The organism is Kitasatospora sp. NPDC059599 (genome assembly GCF_042735125.1).
Lineage (GTDB): Bacteria > Actinomycetota > Actinomycetes > Streptomycetales > Streptomycetaceae > Kitasatospora.
In genome coordinates, this window is sequence record NZ_JBHWCL010000002.1 from 63,627 (window position 1) to 79,305 (window position 15,679).

Below are 15,679 nucleotides of genomic sequence, written 5' to 3' on the forward strand. Positions count from 1 at the left end.
CGGGTCAGGTCGTCCGGCGTCGGATCCGGAAGAAGCAGAAGCCCGAGAGCGCCGCGGTCATGGCGGTGTAGAGCGCTGCCTCGATGAGCTGGAAGGGCCAGTAGCGGGTGTTCGGCTGGTAGGTGGCGGTCACGTGGAGGTCCTGTCCGGCCAGGCAGGCGATCGTCCCGTCGAACCGGCCCGGCATCAGGCAGGTGTCGATCTTCTCCGCGCCGGGTGGCTGTCCGGCCGAGTCGAGCGCGTGGCCCGAGGAGAGAACCCAGGCGTCCGGGAGGGAGATGCCGCCGATCGCGAGCGACGAGCCGTTCCGGACGATGCCGTCGGCGTGGCTCAGCGTCGCCGTGTCGAGCCGGATGTCCGCGGTGCGCGGTGGGAGGTAGTTCGGCCGGAGGGCGGTCGGGACGGCGAACTGCACGGCCGCGAACAAAGCCAGGGTCAGGCCCATGGCGGCGACCGGTCGTCGCAGCAGCAGGCCGGCGGCGGCTCCCAGGGCGAAGGCGAAGGCCGCGTAGGACAGCGGGACGATGCCGCGTGCGCCGAAGACCGGCGCGGAGAACCGGGCGGCCTCGACCGTGTCGTACCGGCTCGCGCTCCAGGACATCAGCAGGTCGAGCAGTCCCGTCAGGGCGACCGCACCGAGGCCGACGACCAGCAGCTTCACCGTCAGCCAGCGGGTCCGGGTGACGCTCTGGTGCCAGGCCAGCCGATGCGTTCCGGCTGCCAGCTCCCCGCTGATCAACGGCGCTCCCCAGAAGACGCCGAGCAGGCCGGGGACGGTCATCAGGGCGACGTCCGTGAGCGTGACGACGGTGGAGTACGTGTCCTCGAAGCCGGAGACGAGGCCGGGCGCACAGCCCGTGGCGATGCATCCCGCCAGGCTGCGGTCGTAGTCACCGCGGATGTTCAGTCCGAGCAGCAGGAGGTAGACGGCGGCTGCGCCGAGAGCGATCGCGCCGGCGATCGCCTGGGTGCGGAACTGGCGCCAGGTCACCCAGATCATCGGAGGCCCTCCAGGTCATGCGGGTTGTGCGCCTGCCGGTCCCGGGCCAGGTACGCGAGGACGAGGTCTTCGAGGTCGAGGCGCTCGGCTGCCCAGTGCCCCTCGGGGAGCGGTGCGGTGGTCCTGACGACGAACGAGCTCCGGTCGTCGGCGTGGTGCTCCTGCACGACCGACAGGGACGCGGGAAGTGCGGAGGCCGGACGGCGCGGGCCGACGATCCGGTAGTGCTCGGCGATCAGTTCCTCGCACGGTCCGGCCAGTTGGACCCGGCCTCCGGAGATCAGGAGCAGGTGGTCGCAGACCCGTTCGAGGTCGGTGATCACGTGGGAGGACAGGACGACGGTCCGGTCTTCCCGTTCCCCGGCGAACTCCGTCAGGCCGTGCAGGAAGGAGCGCCGGGCCAGCGGGTCGAGGGCGGCCACCGGCTCGTCCAGCAGCAGCAGTTCGGGCTGCTTCGCGGTGGCGAGAGTCAGCGCCAGTTGGGCGCGTTGGCCGCCGGACAGCCTGCCGGCCTTCTGCTGCGGATCGAGGCCGAGCTGCGCGATCCGGCGGTGCGCGGCGTCCTGGTCCCAGCCGGGGTTCATGCGGGCGCCGAAGCGCAGGTGGTCGGCGATCGACAATCCGGCGTAGACCGGGGTGTCCTGGGCGACGAAGCCGACCCTGGCCAGCTGTCCGGGGCCGTCCCCGGGCCGGCTACCGAGGACGCGAATGGTTCCGGTGGTGGGGCGCAGTTGGCCGCAGGCCAGGTTCAGCAGGGTGGACTTGCCGGCGCCGTTGGGGCCGACCAGTCCCACCACCCGTCCCGGCGGGATCGACAGGGTGCATTCCGTCAGGGCCCACCGGCCCCGGTACCGCTTGCCCAGCCCGTGGGCCTCGATGACGGCGGTCATGGTCCTCCTCCGATCACGGGTAGCCCGTGAGTGATCCGCCGCGGTGTGCCGCGGCGACGGCTCCCACCGTGCCGTCGGAGGGACGACGACGGCGTCGGGCCCGAGGACAGACCTCGACGCGCCCGACTGGCCTCAGGTACACCTCTCCACGTCAGTCCCCAGACCGACGCGGGGCCTCGGCCCCGGTGGCTACATTGCGATCATGGAGTCTCTTCGACCGCCCCTGCTCAAGCGGCTGAGCACGCGGCACCGGGTCGTGATCGACTGCGCCGCCGCCGTACTGGCGATGGCCGGTTCCACCTTGCTCTGGCAGGGCTCGGCCGACCTGGGCGGGCTGAACCCGGTGGACGTCCTGGTCGCCGTGCTCGCCCTGCTGGCGGTGGCGTTCCGCCGACGCTGGCCGCGTGCCGTGCTCGCGGCGGTCGTGACCGCCGGAGCCGTTGCCACCTTCGCGCGCGGGGGGCCGGTGCCGCTGGTGGCGGTCGCCTTCGTGATGTACGTGGTCCCCCAGCGGTCCCCGCGTCGCCAGGCGCTCCGGGTGCTCGCCGCGACCTTGCTGGTGATGGTGCCGGCCGCCGGGCTCACCGGATTCCTCGACCTGCCGTACGGTCCGCCCACCCGGCACAGCCCCGCGCTGGTCGTCGAGAGCGCGCTGCTCGTCACGGTGGCGTGGACCATCGGCTACGCGGTGCAGCAGCAGAGACTCTACGCCGACAGCCTGCGCACCCGGGCGGAGCAGCGCGTACAGGAGCAGCTGGCCGGGGCCCGTCGCGCCGCCGGTGAGGAACGCCTGCGGATAGCCAGGGAGTTGCACGACGTGGTGGCCCACACGATGAGCGTGATCGCGGTGCAGGCAGGGGTCGCGAACCACGTCGCCGCCGAGCGTCCGGAGGAGGCGCGGCGCGCGCTGTCGTCCATCGAGGAGACCAGCCGCGGGGCGCTGCGCGAGATGCGGGCGATGCTCGGGATCCTCAGGGGCGAGGAGGGCAGCGGGCATCCGGGCCGAGGTGGTGCCGGGACGGCCCCCGCACCGGGGCTGGCGGATCTCGCTGCGCTGGTGGGGCGGGCCGCCGAGGCGGGCGTCCAGGTGGCTCTGGAGGTTCGCGGTGAGCGGCCGGAGCTGTCTCCCGGCCTGGACCTGGCCGCCTTCAGGGTCGTCCAGGAGGCGGTCACCAATGTGATCAAGCACGCGGCGGTGGAGCGGTGCCGGGTGGCCGTCACGTACCGCCCTGATGCGGTGATGCTGGAGGTGACGGACGACGGCGCCGGTACTGACGAAGGATCCGGGCAAGGCGCCTCCCGGCCGGTGGCCGCCCACGGAATCGTCGGCATGCGTGAGCGGGTCGGCATGTACGGCGGGGAGTTCCGCGCCGGGCCGAGGCCGGGACGCGGCTTCCAGGTCTCTGCCCGGTTCCCGTTCCCCACGACCGGGGGCTCGCTGTGATCCGCGTGCTGGTCGCCGACGACCAGGCGCTGGTCCGTGGCAGCTTCCGCGTCCTCGTGGACACCGCACCCGATCTGACCGCCGTCGGCGAGGCCGAGTCGGGTGAGGAGGCCGTCGAACTCGCCCGGCGCGAGAAGCCCGACGTCGTCCTGATGGACATCAGGATGCCGGGCCTGGACGGCATCGAGGCGACCCGGCGGATCACCGCCGACCCGACGCTCTCCGGTGTCAGGGTGCTGATCCTGACCACCTTCGACATCGACGAGTACGTCTTCGCCGCCCTCCACGCGGGCGCGAGCGGCTTCCTGCTCAAGGACACCCGGCCGGCCGACCTGCTGGCGGCGATCCGCGTCATCGCGGCGGGTGACGCCCTCCTCGCCCCGGGCGTCACCCGCCGCCTCGTCGAGGAGTTCACCCGTCGCCCCGAGGCGCCCGGCCGACCCTCCGCCGCGCTGGCCGGGACGACCGAACGGGAGCGGGAAGTCCTCACGCTGGTCGGCCTCGGCCTGTCGAACGCCGAGATCGCCGCCCACCTGCACGTCAGCCTGTCCACCGCCAAGACCCACGTCGGGCGGCTGCTCATGAAACTCGGCGCCCGCGACCGGGCCCAACTCGTCATCGCCGCCTACGACGCCCGCCTGGTCCACCCGGCACCGGCAGCCGAGACACCTCGCACCGGCGCCGACTGACGATGTACGGACCCGGCCGGCTCGGCGGCGGACTCGGCACCGGTGCGGGCCGTGCCGCAGCCGGCCGTCGGCGATCGGGGACCGGGTCCGCCCCGGCCCGGGGCGCCGGAGGTGGGTCGTCGCGGTGGGCGCAGCGGCCGACGACGGCGGGTGGCCGCCGCGCCCCGTCGCGGTCGGCGTCCGGCCCGGTCGGCGTCCGGCCCGGTCGGCGTCCGGCCCGGTCGGCGTCCGGCCCGGTCGGCGTCGGGTCCGGTCGGCGTCGGGTCAACGGATGCTGTCCGCGGGGTGCCGGGCCGTGAGCGGGGCGGGCCGGGGGCCCGCGAGGGGCAGGACGCGGTCGGCGTGTGCGCCGACGAGCGGAAGGTCGTGGCTGACGAGGACGACCGCCAGGCTGCGGCTGGTGCGCAGGCCTTCGAGGAGGCGCATGAGTGCGGCGGCGGTGTCGGTGTCGAGGGCGGAGGTGACCTCGTCGCAGAGCAGGACGTCGGGTTCGGCGGCGAGGGCGCGGGCCAGGGAGACGCGCTGGCGCTGACCGCCGGAGAGTTCGTGGGGCCGGCGGGTCGCGTAGTGCGGGGGCAGGCCGACAGCGGTGAGCAGCTCGGCGACCCGCTCCTCGCACCGGGCTGTCGGGAGGGCGAAGTGCACCTTCAGCGGCCGGATGAGGGTGGCGGCGACGTTGTGGGCGGGGTTGAGGGCGCCGAGCGGGTTCTGGGGGACGAGCTGGATGCGGCGGCGCTGGTCGCGGGTACGGCGCCGGAAGGACGGGGCGAGGGGTTCGCCGTGGAGGGTGATGCTTCCGGACTCCGGCCGGTGGAGGCCGGCCAGGGTCCGCAGGAGGGTGGTCTTGCCGCATCCGGACGGGCCGGTGATCCCGGTCAGCGTGCCGGGCGTCAGGTCGAGGTCGACGGCGGTGAGGACGCGGTGGCGGGTGCGGCCCGTGCCGATGCCGGCGTTGAGCGCCCTCACCTCGACGACGGGCGACGCCGTGGAAACGCGGGTGCGGACGCGCGCGGTCGGCACCGGCGGCCCGGGAGCGGCCGGGGACGCATCCGTGGCCGGGTCCGGGTCCGTGGCCGGGTGGTCGGGCCACAGGGCGACGGCGTCGTCGGCGCAGCGGGCGACGAAGTCGGGGTCGTGGCTGGTGAGGGCGATGGCGAGGTCCTCGCAGTCGGCGAGGTCGCGCAGGAGCTCGGCGATGTCGTCGCGCAGGGCGGCGTCGAGGCCGGCGGTGGGTTCGTCGAGGAGGAGGATCTCCGGGCGGCGGGCGAGGGCCCGGGCGAGGGCGACGCGCCGCTGCTGGCCGCCGGACAGACCTGCGGGGCGGCGGCGTTCGAGGTCTTCGCCGACGGGGAGGCGGACCGCGCGCAGGAGCTCCGCGACGGGGGTCCTGCGGCGGTCGGGGGCGGTCTCGGTGATGAGCCGTTCGACGCGCATCCGGGGGTTCAGGCCGGAGCCGGGGTCCTGGCCGACGAAGGCGAGCCGGTGACGGCGGAGGCGGCGGAGGTCCTCGGGCGGGAGGGCCAGGATGTCGTGGCCGAGGACCTCGATGCTCCCGGCGGAGACGCGGGCGCCCGGGGGCAGGGCGCCGGCGAGGGCGCGCAGCAGGGTGGTCTTGCCGGCGCCGGACGGTCCGGTGATGGCGGTGATCCGACCCGGAGTGAGGGTGAGGCTCGCGTCCGTGAGCAGCGGGGCGTCCCGGAGGGTGACGGACAGTGCGGTGGCGCGGGCGGCGGGGACGGTGGTGCTCACAGCGGGGTCTCCGGGGTGGGCCGGGCGGGGGCGAGGGCTTCGGCGGCGAGGTTCACGCTGATGGCGAGCAGGCCGACGGCCAGGCACGGCGCGCCGACGGCCCAGGGGTTGAGGGTGATGCCGGCGGCGTTCTCCCGGATCATCAACGCCCAGTCGGCTTCGGGTGGTTGGGGGCCGAGCTGGAGGAAGGCGGCGACCGAGACGATGTAGACGCCTTCGACGAAGCGCAGGCCGAACAGGGCGAGGATCGTGGAGCGCAGGTTGGGCAGCACCTCATGGACCATCAGGTGCCACAGCCGTTCGCCGCCCGCGGCCGCGGCTTCGAGGTAGCCGGTGGCGGCGACGGGGGCGGCTGCCGCGGCGACGATCCGTACGGCGTAGGGGATGCCGAGGAGGGTGGCCGCGGCTGCGACGGCGAGGCGTCCGCCGGCGGGCCAGGCCAGGGCGATGAGCATGATGGCGAGGACCGAGGGCAGGAGGATCGTCAGGTCGGCGGCTCGTTCGATCCACCGCCCGATTGCGGGGCGCAGGGCGGCGAGGATGCCGATGGCGGTGGCGGCCGCGGTGACGACGACGGCGATGGCCAGGGCCGTGGCGAGCAGGGGTGCGCCGCCGGTCAGCAGGCGGCTGAGGACGTCGCGGCCGAGCTGGTCGCCGCCGAGTGCGGCGCCGTTGCCGGGTTCGGCGTAGGGGAAGGTGACGGGCGTGTCGATGGGGTGGGGGGCGAGGAGGGGGCCGGCCAGGGCGAGGACGACGAGCGCGAGTGCGGGAGCGGCGCGGAGGAGTACGCGTCCCGTGCGGCGGGTGGCGGGTGCGGGGGCCGCTGCGGTCGGGGCGTCGGCGGTCATCGGCGCTCTTCTCCGAGGGTGGTGGTGCGGACGAGGTCGGCGATCAGCAGGAGCAGGCTGATGGCGGCGCCGGCCGCGGCGACGACTCCGGCGACGAGCGGGGTGTCGCGGTCGGTGATGGCACCGGCCAGGATGGCGCCGATACCGGGGTAGTTGAAGAGGGTCTCGACGACGACGGTGCCGCCCAGGAGCATGCCCGCGGAGGTGGCGATGCCGACGGCGATGGCGGGCAGGGCGCCGGGGAGCATGTGGTGGCCGAGGATGCGTCGGCGCGGCAGGCCGTCGAGGATCGCGGCCTGGACGTGCGGCAGGGCGGACTGGTCGGCGAGTGCGCCGCGCACGATGCGGGTGTTCCAGCCGATCTGGGGGATCGCCAGGGAGAGCAGCGGCAGGACGGTCATCGTCCACGATTCGGGTCTGCCGTCGGGGCCGGTGAGGGTGACGGCGGGCAGCCAGCCGGTCCACTGGGACAGCAGCAGGAGGAGGGCGACGGAGACGACGAACTCCGGCAGGGCGAACGCTGCGGTGGACAGGGCGTCGATGGCGCGGTCGGTGCGCCCGCCCGGGCGCAGGGTGGCCCAGCTCCCGAGGGCGAGCGCGCCGACGGTGCTGAGGGCGAGTGCGAGGGTGCCGAGCAGGAGGGTGTTGGGGAAGGGGCCGGCCAGGACGTCGGTGACGTGCCGGCCGCGTGCGGTGGTGCCGAGGTCGCCGGTGGGCAGGCCGGTCATCCAGTCCAGGAACCGCTCGGCGACCGGGCGGTCGAGTCCGAGGGCGGTGCGGCGGGCGGCGAGGTCGGCGGCGGTGACGCCCCGGTCCGAGGTGGCGCCGGCGACGTCGCCCGGCAGGAGCTCGATGGCGGCGAAGACGCCGGCGAGCAGGACGACGAGCATCACCAGGCGCCGGGCCGCCTGCCGGGCGACCCGGCCCGCACCGGGGAGGATGCGGGCCGGGAGGCCGTGCGGCGCGCGGGCGCCGGCCGGTTGGAGCGTGGTCAACGCGCCAGCCAGGTCTTGTCGAGCTGGACGCGGCCGTAGCCGGGGAGCTTGGGCAGGTCGCGCACGGCGGCCCCGGCGAGGTCGATGCCGTCGGCCATGCCCCACAGCAGGTAGCCGGACGTGGCGAACTCGATCTCCTGGAGCCGGTGCAGCAGCTTGCCGCGCTCGGCGGCGTCCGCCGTACCCATGGCCGTGCGGTAGGCCTCGTCGAAGGCGGGGTCCTTGAAGGCGGACTCGTTCTGGCCGGCGTCCGAGAGCATCGTCTTGGAGGCGAAGAAGACCACGGAGTCGTTGGTGCCCCAATACGTCGTGTAGAGCGGGGCCTTGAGCCAGGTGGCGTCCCAGAAGACCTTGGAGTCCTGCTTCACGACGTTGATCTTCACGCCGGCCTCGCGGACCTGGGTGGCGAACAGGGTCGCCGACTCGGCCAGACCGGAGATGTCCTCGGTGGTGATCAGGTCGTAGGTCCGGGAGGTGTCGAATCCGGCGTCCGCGAGGAGTTGCTTGGCCCTGGCGAGGTCGCGCTTGCGCTGGGGGATGTCCTTGGCGAAGGCGGGGTCGCCGGTGCCGAGGATGTCGTTGGCGACGCTGCCGTAGCCGGAGAGGACCTGCTTGACCATGGCGTCGCGGTCGACCGCGAGCTTGAGGGCCTCGCGGACGCGAGGGTCGGCGAACGGGCCGTCGGCGGTGCGCATGACGATGGGCATCGCCATGTCGTTGGGGCGGCGCAGGATCCGGACGTCCTTGCGGGCCTCGGCGGTGCGGGCGGCGACGGCGCCGACGTTGGAGGCGAGGTCGATCTGCCCGGCCAGCAGGGCGTTGGCCATGGCCTGGGGGCTCTCGAACAGGCGCACCTCGACGGCGTCGAGGAGGACCTTGCCGCCGTACCAGGTGTCGTTGCGGACCAGGCGGGCGTTGCCGTCGCGGTACCAGTCGAGCTTGAACGGGCCGGTGCCGGGGGCGCCGGCGATCGCGTCGTCCTTGGTGTCCTTCTTGAGGACGAAGGTGGTCAGGCGGGTCAGCAGCGGCAGCTCGGCGTTGGGGTAGTCGGAGACCAGGACGACGGTCTTCGCGTCCTCGGCCCTGATGCCCTCGGGCTGGATGCCGGGCAGGCGGCTCTTGCCGGACGGGGTGTTGCGCAGGCGCTGCAGCGACCAGACGACGTCGTCGGCGGTGACGGGGGTGCCGTCGTGGAAGGCGGCGCCGTCGGCGATGGTGAAGCGCCAGGTCTTCAGGTCCTCCGAGGGCTTCCAGGAGGCGGCCAGGCGCGGGGCGGTGTTGGTCGTGTCGCCGGGTATCGCGAGCGTGTCGTAGATCAGGCTGATGATCAGGTAGTCGCTCTCGTTGGCCTGCGTGCCGTGCGGGTCGCGGGTGATCGCGGAGGCCTTGCCGAGGGCGCCGACCTTCAGCGTCCCTCCGGCACGGGGCTGCGAGGGCGCCGCACCCGAGGGTGCCGCGTCCTTGGATCCGCCCGTACCGCTGCTGCAGGCGGCGAGCGCGCCGGCCGCCCCGATACCGGCACCGGCCCACAGCAGCTGTCGTCTGGTGACGCCCACGTTCGTTCCTCGATTCGGGTTGAGCTCGATTTACTTAGGTTTACCTATCCTAATTTCGAGACCGGACGCAAGCCGCCCCGCGGAGCGCGCCCGCCATCCAGCCGTGCGCCCCCGAGCCTCAAATCAGCTTCCGAGCAGGGAAATTGACCCTGCGCCTCGCGTGCGCCGCCTCACGGAACCGAGACTACGTACATGTAGACACATGGCTTGGTAAGGCTTGCCTTACCTCGAAGTCGTTGTTACGTTTCCTGTCGTCCGGCCGTTCGAGCCGCCCCGGACCCCACCTCGTCACGCGCTGCTCCCGTCCGCCGTCCGCACCGGCGCGGTGATGCCGCGTGTCCGCACGCCTCTCCCCGTCCCTGTCCCCGGAAGGCCCCGCCGTGCCCACCTGCCCTGCCCCGGTACGCCGTCTCGACACTGCCGCCGCCGCGGAACTGACCACCACCGCCGCCCGGCTGCTGAAATTCCACGGTTCGGCGACCAGCCCCGGCCTGCCGGCCGACCTGCCCGTCATGTGCGCCCAGCTCAGCAGCGAACTCCGTGACGCGCTGCGCCCGGTGGACACCGCCGACGGCCTGTTCGTGCTGCGCGGCCTGCGCCCGGACGACACCGAACTCGGCCCGACGCCCGGCCACTGGTCGACCGTCGGCGACGCCGGCGCGCTGTGGGACGTGGTCCTGCTGCTGGTCTCCACGCTGATGGGCACCCCGATCGCCTGGGACGGCCAGCAGGACGGCCGGTTCGTCCACAACATCGTTCCCTCCCCCGGCCACGAGAGCGAACAGACCGGCGCCTCCAGCTCCGTACTGCTCACCCCGCACACCGAGGACGCCTTCCACCCCGGCCGCGCCCACCTGCTGCTGCTGTGCTGCATGCGCAACCACGACGACATCGCCACCACCGCGGCCAGCGTGCGCCTGACCGAACTCGCGCAGGACGACCTGGAGCAGCTGAAGCGGCCCGTCGCGCCGATCCTGCCCGACGACGCCTACGAGCAGGCCCGGAAGTTCGCCGGCCGCCCCGCGCCGGTGCCCACCCTCTTCGACTCGCCCGAGGGCCTGACCATGCGCTACGACCCCGCCTACACCCCGCTGGAGGAGACGGACGAGCAGTGGCGGGAGGCGTACGGCCGCCTCGGGCAGGAGCTCGCCCGGGTGTCGGTCGCAGTGAGCCTGGAGCCCGGCGACGTCCTGGTCGTCGACAACGACCTCGTCGTCCACGGCCGCGTCCCGTTCCGGGCCCGCTACGACGGCACCGACCGCTGGCTCAAGCGCGCCTCCGTCCGGGTGGAGGACCGCCCCACCCGCCCGGTCGCCGAGCACGACGAGCACGGCTACGGCCAGGCCGCCCTCACCGCCTGGGCCGCCTGACCCTCCGCCCGCCCCGCCCCCGCCTTCCAGACACCGCCTCGACCATCCGAAAGGGCACCCCACGTGGACCGGGACGACACCACCCTGCGCGTACTCTCCACCAGCGACCTCGCCGGCCTGGACATCACCCTGACCGACGTCGTCGACACCGTCGAACAGGCCTACCGCACCCTGGCCGCGGGCCGGTCCGACAACCCGCGCAAACTCACCGTCAAGCCCGCCGACGGGCACTCCGTCTCCTACGCCATGCTCGCCCGCGACGGAGCCCGGAACGTCGTCGCCATCAAGACCTCGTACAAGCACGGCCTCGACAAGGGCCGCGACGAGCAGCACTACTACACGACGCTGACCGTCTACGACGACGTCACCGGCCTGCCCGTCGCCATGATGGACTGCTCCCGCATCGGCTCCCTGCGCACCCCGGCCGTCTCCGCCCTGCTGGCCCGCGAGTGCGCCACCCCCGACGCGTCCACCGCGCTGGTGATCGGCACCGGCACCCAGGGCCGCCTCGCCCTGCCGTTCCTGCTCACCACCCTGCCCGGGCTGGAGCGCCTGCTGCTGTCCGGCACCCACCCCGACGGCATCGCCGCCGTCCGGCAACAACTGGAGCGCCACTTCCCCGGCCGTGAGCTGGAGTTGGTCACTGACCTCAAGGCGGCCGCACGCGACGCCGACGTCATCGTCGCCACCGCCGGAGGCCACACCCCCGCCGCCGTCGAGGCCGACTGGCTCAAGCCCGGCGCGACCGCGATCCTCGTCGGCCACGGCCTCGCCCCCTCCACGCTGCACCGCGCCGACCGGGTCATCGCCACCAGCGAGGCCCAGATGCGCGTCACCGGCACCGACATGGCCGACGCCGACGGCAACCTGCCCGCCGTCGACCTGGAACTACCCGTCGTCATCTCCGGCGTCTTCAAAGCCCGTACCGCACCCGACCAGCGGATCTTCGCCTACAACAGCGGACTGGTCGTCACCGACACAGCCCTCGGCCACCGCTTCGCCCAGCTCGCCGCCGAACAGGGCCTGGGCACCGAGGTCGCACTGTGGCGCTGACCCTGCCCGCCCACCCCGACCCCCTCGCCGAGCGCATCCACGCCAGCGGACTGCTCCGGGAACTCGTCCACGGCCTCGGCGGAGGGTTCCACTACCTGCTGCCCGAACGCTTCGACACCAACCTCGCCGCGTTCCGCACCGCACTCGCCGACGCCGGAGTGGACGGCGCGGTGTACTTCGCGAAGAAGGCCAACAAGGCCGCCGCGTTCGTCGAACGCTGCGCCCACACGGGCGCCGGCGTGGACGTGGCCAGCCCGGGCGAGCTGCGCGAAGCACTCGGCCACGGCGTGCGCGGCGAGGACCTCGTCGTCACCGGGCCCGCCAAGGCCGACGCCCTGCTGCGCGTCGCAGCCCTCCAGGGCGCGCTGATCGCCGTCGACTCCCTCGACGAACTGGAGCGCGTCCTGCACCTGGACACCCGCGGACCGGTCCGCGTCCTGCTGCGCCGCCTCCCGCCCGCCCAGCCCAAGAGCCGCTTCGGCCTCGACGACGACCAGCTCGACGCCGCGCTGCTGCGCTGCGCCTCGGCGGGTGAGCGGGTCCGGATGGAGGGCTTCAGCTTCCACCTGTCCGGCTACGAGGTGCAGCCCCGCGCCGACCTCGCCGGCGAGCTCGTCGAACTGTGCCTCAAGGCACGGGTCCTGGGCCTGCGGGCCGACCGGATCAGCATCGGCGGCGGCTTCGCCGTCGACTACGTGCCCGCCGGCGCCTGGGAGACGTTCCTCGCCGAACAGGGCCCCGACGACTACCACGCCCGCAAGGTCTTCACCGCGGACGACTTCTACCCCTACCACTCACCCGTCGCGGGCGCCGACGCCCTGCGCGCGATCCTCGCCGCCCGACCGGGCGGAACCGGCGACCCGCTGGCCCAACGGCTGCGGGAGGCAGGCGTGATGCTGCTGCTGGAGCCCGGCCGGGCCCTGCTGGCCGGCGCCGGGTCCACGGTGTTCACCGTCCAGGGCGTCAAGGACCGTGCCGGCTACGGGATCCTCACCGTCGACGGCACCAGCCTGAGCCTGTCCGAACAGTGGTTCAACAGCGAGTACCTGCCCGAGCCGCTCCTCCTCCCACACTCCCCCGGCCGCGACGCCGAGGAGTTCCGGGCGTGCGTGGGCGGCGCCAGCTGCCTCGACTCCGACCTGCTCACCTGGCGCAAGATCTCCTTCCCCACCCGGCCCCGCCCCGGCGACCTCCTCGTCTACCCCAACACCGCCGGCTACCAGATGGACTCCAACGAGTCCCCCTTCCACGAACTCCCGCTGCCGCCGAAGGTCGTCATCGACCACCCGGCCGGCAGCCCCCGCCCGCGCTGGCACCTCGACCGCTGACCCCGTTTCGCCGTCACCGCCCCGCCGTCACCGCCCCGCCGTCACCGCCCCGCCGTCCCCGCCCCGCCGTCCCCACGGAGCCCCCTCATGACCGACGCCCTGACCCGCCCCCCGGTGGTCAGCCGGATATCCGACCTCATCGGCTACACCCCGCTGTTCGAACTCGCCCGCGCCGACAACGGCGCCCGCCTCCTGCTGAAGCTGGAGATGTTCAACCCCACCGGCAGCGCCAAGATCCGCATGGCCCGCCAGATGGTCCTCGACGCCGAACAGCGCGGGCAGCTGCGTGAAGGCGGCCACATCATCGAGTCCACCTCCGGCAACACCGGCCTCGGACTCGCCGTCGTCGCCGCCGAACGCGGCTACCGCTTCACCGCCGTCGTCGACAACCACGCCGCCGCCGACAAGCTGCGCAGCATGAAGGCGATGGGCACCGAACTCGTCCACGTCGATGCCGACACCGACGGCGAGGAGCTCCACACCGCCGCCCGCGAGGAACTCGCCGAGAAGATGGCCCGCGGCAAGGACAACACCTTCTTCACCGAGCAGCACAACAACCCCGGCAACGCCGTCGGCTACCACGCCGTCGGCCGGGAGATCGCCCAAGCCCTCGACAACCGCGTCGACGTGCTGATCGGCGCCGTCGGCACCGGCGGCGGCCTGTGCGGCACCGCCCGCGAGCTCAAGAAGTACGTGCCCGGAGTCGCGGTCGTCGGCGTCGAACCGAAGGGCTCCATCGCCTTCGGGCCGCCCGCCCACGACTACTACCAGTCCGGCACCGGCACCCCCGAGGGCGCCACCATCGGCCTGCTCGTCGACTACGACCTCATCGACGAGGGCGTCAAGGTCGGCGACGTCGAGGCCTTCGCCACCGCCCGCGTCGTCGCCCGCCGCACCGGCCTGCTCATCGGCGGCTCCGCCGGCGGCGTGGTCCACGAGGCCCTGGCCCGCCTGACGACCCTGCCGCCGGACGCCGTTATGGTCGCGTTCGTCAACGACGGCGGCGAGAAGTACCTGGACACCGTCTTCGACGACGACTGGATGACCACCCGCGACCTCCTCGACGAGACCGTCGAGGACGCCGTCGACGAGGCCCTCTCCAAGCTCCGCAGGCCCTGAACCCAAGAGACGTGACAACCGAGACGTGACAACCGCCATGCAGCAGCTGACCACCCTGGCGCGCGACAGCCGCGCCCTCGCCGCCCTCGCCGTCCCGCTCGCCCTCACCCAGCTCGCCCAGGTCGCCCTCACCACCACCGACACCGTCATGATGGGCGTCCTGGGCACCGAGGCACTGGCCGCCGGCGGCCTCGCCCTGGTCATCTTCAACCAGCTCCGCACCATGGGCGTCGGGCTGGTCACCTCCGTCGGCAACCAGGTGGCGGCCGCGGCGGCCCGCGCCGAACGGACCGCCGACGAGGCGCCCGAGGAGGCGTCCGACACTGCTCCGGCCGTTGCTGCCGTCCCAGCCGTCGCCGTCCCGGCCGTCGCGGAGGACGGCGACGAGGTGCGCGGCCTGGTCCGCGCCGCGATGGCGGTCGCCACCCTCGCCGGCCTGGCCGGCGCCGTCCTGATGGTCCTCATCGGCCAGGCCGCCACCTGGCTCGGACAGGACGCCGCCGTCGCCCACCGCGCCCAGGGCATGCTCTCCGCCCTCGCCCCCGGCCTGCTGCCCTGCCTCTGGTTCCAGGCCGTCCGCCAGTTCACCGTCGGCATGCGCCGCCCCCAGGCCCTCCTGCGGATCACCCTCGCCTCCGTCGCCGTCAACGCCGCCCTCAACTGGGTGTTCATCCACGGCACCTGGGGCCTGCCGAAGCTCGGCCTCACCGGCATCGGCGTCGCCACCAGCAGCGTCCACCTGCTCTCCTTCCTCGCCCTCTACGCCTCCGCCCGCCGCGACCACCAGCTCGCACCGCTGCTGGCCCTGGACCTCTGGCGCACCGACGCCGCGACCGTCCGCCGCCTGCTCGGCCTCGGCACCCCCATCGCCGCCACCTACGGCTCCGAAGCCGGGTTCTTCTCCGTCACCGCCCTGCTCGCCGGCAGCTTCGGCCCGGCCGCGCTCGCCGCCCACACCGCCGTCAACCAGCTCGTCTACATCGTCTTCCAGGTCGCCGTCGGCCTCTCCCACGCCGCCTCCATCAACGTCAGCCGCGAACTCGCCCTCGGCGAGTACGCGGCCGCACGCCGCATCAGGAACACCGCGCTCGCCTGCGGCGCCGTCGTCACCACGCTGGTCGGCACCGTCTACCTCACCGTCCCCGACCTCGTCCTGCGCCCCTACTTCGACCCGGACTCGCTCGCCGACCGGCAGGGCCTGCACATCGCCACCGGCCTGCTCGTCGTCGTCGCCGTCCTCCAGCTCTTCGACTGCGCACAGAACATCGGCGTCGGCCTGCTGCGCGGCCTCGACGACACCGGGAGCGGCTTCCGCATCACCCTCGTCGGCTACTGGGCCGTCGGCCTGCCCGCCGCCTGGCTCCTCGCCTACCCCCTCGGCGGCGACACCCGCGGACTCTGGCTCGGCCTCCTCCTCGGCCTCGCCACCACCGCGGTCCTCCTGCTGCGCCGCTACGACCTCGCCCTCACCGCCAAGGCCGCCACGGCCGCCACGGCGCCCCGGACGGTGGCCGCCGGCGCCTGACAGCCCGCCGGCGGTGGCGGAGCGGCGGCTGCGCCGGAGCGGCGGCGGGCGGCCGGGCTCCGGGCCCCACCACCCGAGGCCGACCGGCCCGCGCCCCTGACGTCGGCCGGGCC

General features: G+C 73.7%; 13 protein-coding genes. 7 read left to right on the plus strand and 6 right to left on the minus strand.

The genetic code is table 11. From position 1 onward, the window contains the following. Nucleotides 1–4: 4 nt before the first annotated feature. Entirely contained in the window at nucleotides 5–1,000 is a 996-nt protein-coding gene (locus tag ACFV04_RS01335; protein WP_380525989.1) for a hypothetical protein, read from the minus strand. Then, nucleotides 997–1,890 (minus strand): ABC transporter ATP-binding protein, encoded by an 894-nt coding sequence (locus ACFV04_RS01340; RefSeq protein WP_380525991.1) that lies wholly within the window; start codon nucleotides 1,888–1,890, stop codon nucleotides 997–999. Before ACFV04_RS01340 ends, ACFV04_RS01335 begins: the two co-directional genes overlap by 4 nt. A 202-nt stretch (nucleotides 1,891–2,092) precedes the next feature. On the opposite strand from ACFV04_RS01340, the gene ACFV04_RS01345 reads away from it, so the two are divergent. After that, nucleotides 2,093–3,334: a sensor histidine kinase gene (locus ACFV04_RS01345; RefSeq protein WP_380525993.1), complete on the plus strand. Its 1,242-nt coding sequence runs from the start codon at nucleotides 2,093–2,095 to the stop codon at nucleotides 3,332–3,334. Beyond that, entirely contained in the window at nucleotides 3,331–4,023 is a 693-nt protein-coding gene (locus ACFV04_RS01350; protein WP_380525995.1) for a response regulator, read from the plus strand. Before ACFV04_RS01345 ends, ACFV04_RS01350 begins: the two co-directional genes overlap by 4 nt. A gap of 264 nt (nucleotides 4,024–4,287) precedes the next feature. On the opposite strand, the gene ACFV04_RS01355 is transcribed toward ACFV04_RS01350, so the two are convergent. Genes ACFV04_RS01355 through ACFV04_RS01370 form a run of 4 tightly spaced genes read right to left on the minus strand, consistent with a single transcriptional unit; the run spans nucleotide 4,288 to nucleotide 9,171 of the window. Further along, nucleotides 4,288–5,772 carry an ABC transporter ATP-binding protein gene (locus ACFV04_RS01355; protein WP_380525997.1) on the minus strand — a complete coding sequence of 495 codons (1,485 nt, stop codon included), beginning with the start codon at nucleotides 5,770–5,772 and terminating at the stop codon, nucleotides 4,288–4,290. Further along, nucleotides 5,769–6,620, minus strand: a complete 852-nt coding sequence (locus ACFV04_RS01360; RefSeq protein ID WP_380525999.1) for an ABC transporter permease subunit — start codon at nucleotides 6,618–6,620, stop codon at nucleotides 5,769–5,771. The genes ACFV04_RS01355 and ACFV04_RS01360 overlap by 4 nt, the downstream gene beginning before the upstream one ends. Continuing rightward, nucleotides 6,617–7,615, minus strand: a complete 999-nt coding sequence (locus ACFV04_RS01365; protein WP_380526001.1) for an ABC transporter permease — start codon at nucleotides 7,613–7,615, stop codon at nucleotides 6,617–6,619. The genes ACFV04_RS01360 and ACFV04_RS01365 overlap by 4 nt, the downstream gene beginning before the upstream one ends. Further along, on the minus strand, nucleotides 7,612–9,171 hold the full coding sequence (locus ACFV04_RS01370) for an ABC transporter substrate-binding protein (RefSeq protein WP_380334293.1): 1,560 nt from the start codon (nucleotides 9,169–9,171) through the stop codon (nucleotides 7,612–7,614). Before ACFV04_RS01370 ends, ACFV04_RS01365 begins: the two co-directional genes overlap by 4 nt. Before the next feature lie 380 nt (nucleotides 9,172–9,551). Here ACFV04_RS01370 and ACFV04_RS01375 point away from each other — a divergent pair, with 380 nt between their 5' ends. The 5 genes from ACFV04_RS01375 to ACFV04_RS01395 all read left to right on the plus strand — a co-directional run bounded on the left by ACFV04_RS01375 (nucleotide 9,552) and on the right by ACFV04_RS01395 (nucleotide 15,566). Then, nucleotides 9,552–10,541, plus strand: coding sequence for a TauD/TfdA family dioxygenase (locus tag ACFV04_RS01375; protein ID WP_380526003.1), 990 nt, complete (start codon nucleotides 9,552–9,554; stop codon nucleotides 10,539–10,541). A 63-nt stretch (nucleotides 10,542–10,604) separates the two neighbouring features. Continuing rightward, on the plus strand, nucleotides 10,605–11,594 hold the full coding sequence (locus ACFV04_RS01380; RefSeq protein WP_380334289.1) for an ornithine cyclodeaminase family protein: 990 nt from the start codon (nucleotides 10,605–10,607) through the stop codon (nucleotides 11,592–11,594). After that, nucleotides 11,585–12,922, plus strand: a complete 1,338-nt coding sequence (locus ACFV04_RS01385; protein ID WP_380334286.1) for a Y4yA family PLP-dependent enzyme — start codon at nucleotides 11,585–11,587, stop codon at nucleotides 12,920–12,922. The genes ACFV04_RS01380 and ACFV04_RS01385 overlap by 10 nt, the downstream gene beginning before the upstream one ends. Before the next feature lie 87 nt (nucleotides 12,923–13,009). Further along, complete coding sequence (locus ACFV04_RS01390; RefSeq protein ID WP_380334283.1) at nucleotides 13,010–14,041, plus strand: cysteine synthase family protein; 1,032 nt, start codon at nucleotides 13,010–13,012, stop codon at nucleotides 14,039–14,041. Nucleotides 14,042–14,078: 37 nt separating this feature from the next. Further along, complete coding sequence (locus tag ACFV04_RS01395; RefSeq protein ID WP_380526124.1) at nucleotides 14,079–15,566, plus strand: MATE family efflux transporter; 1,488 nt, start codon at nucleotides 14,079–14,081, stop codon at nucleotides 15,564–15,566. Nucleotides 15,567–15,679 lie beyond the last annotated feature (113 nt).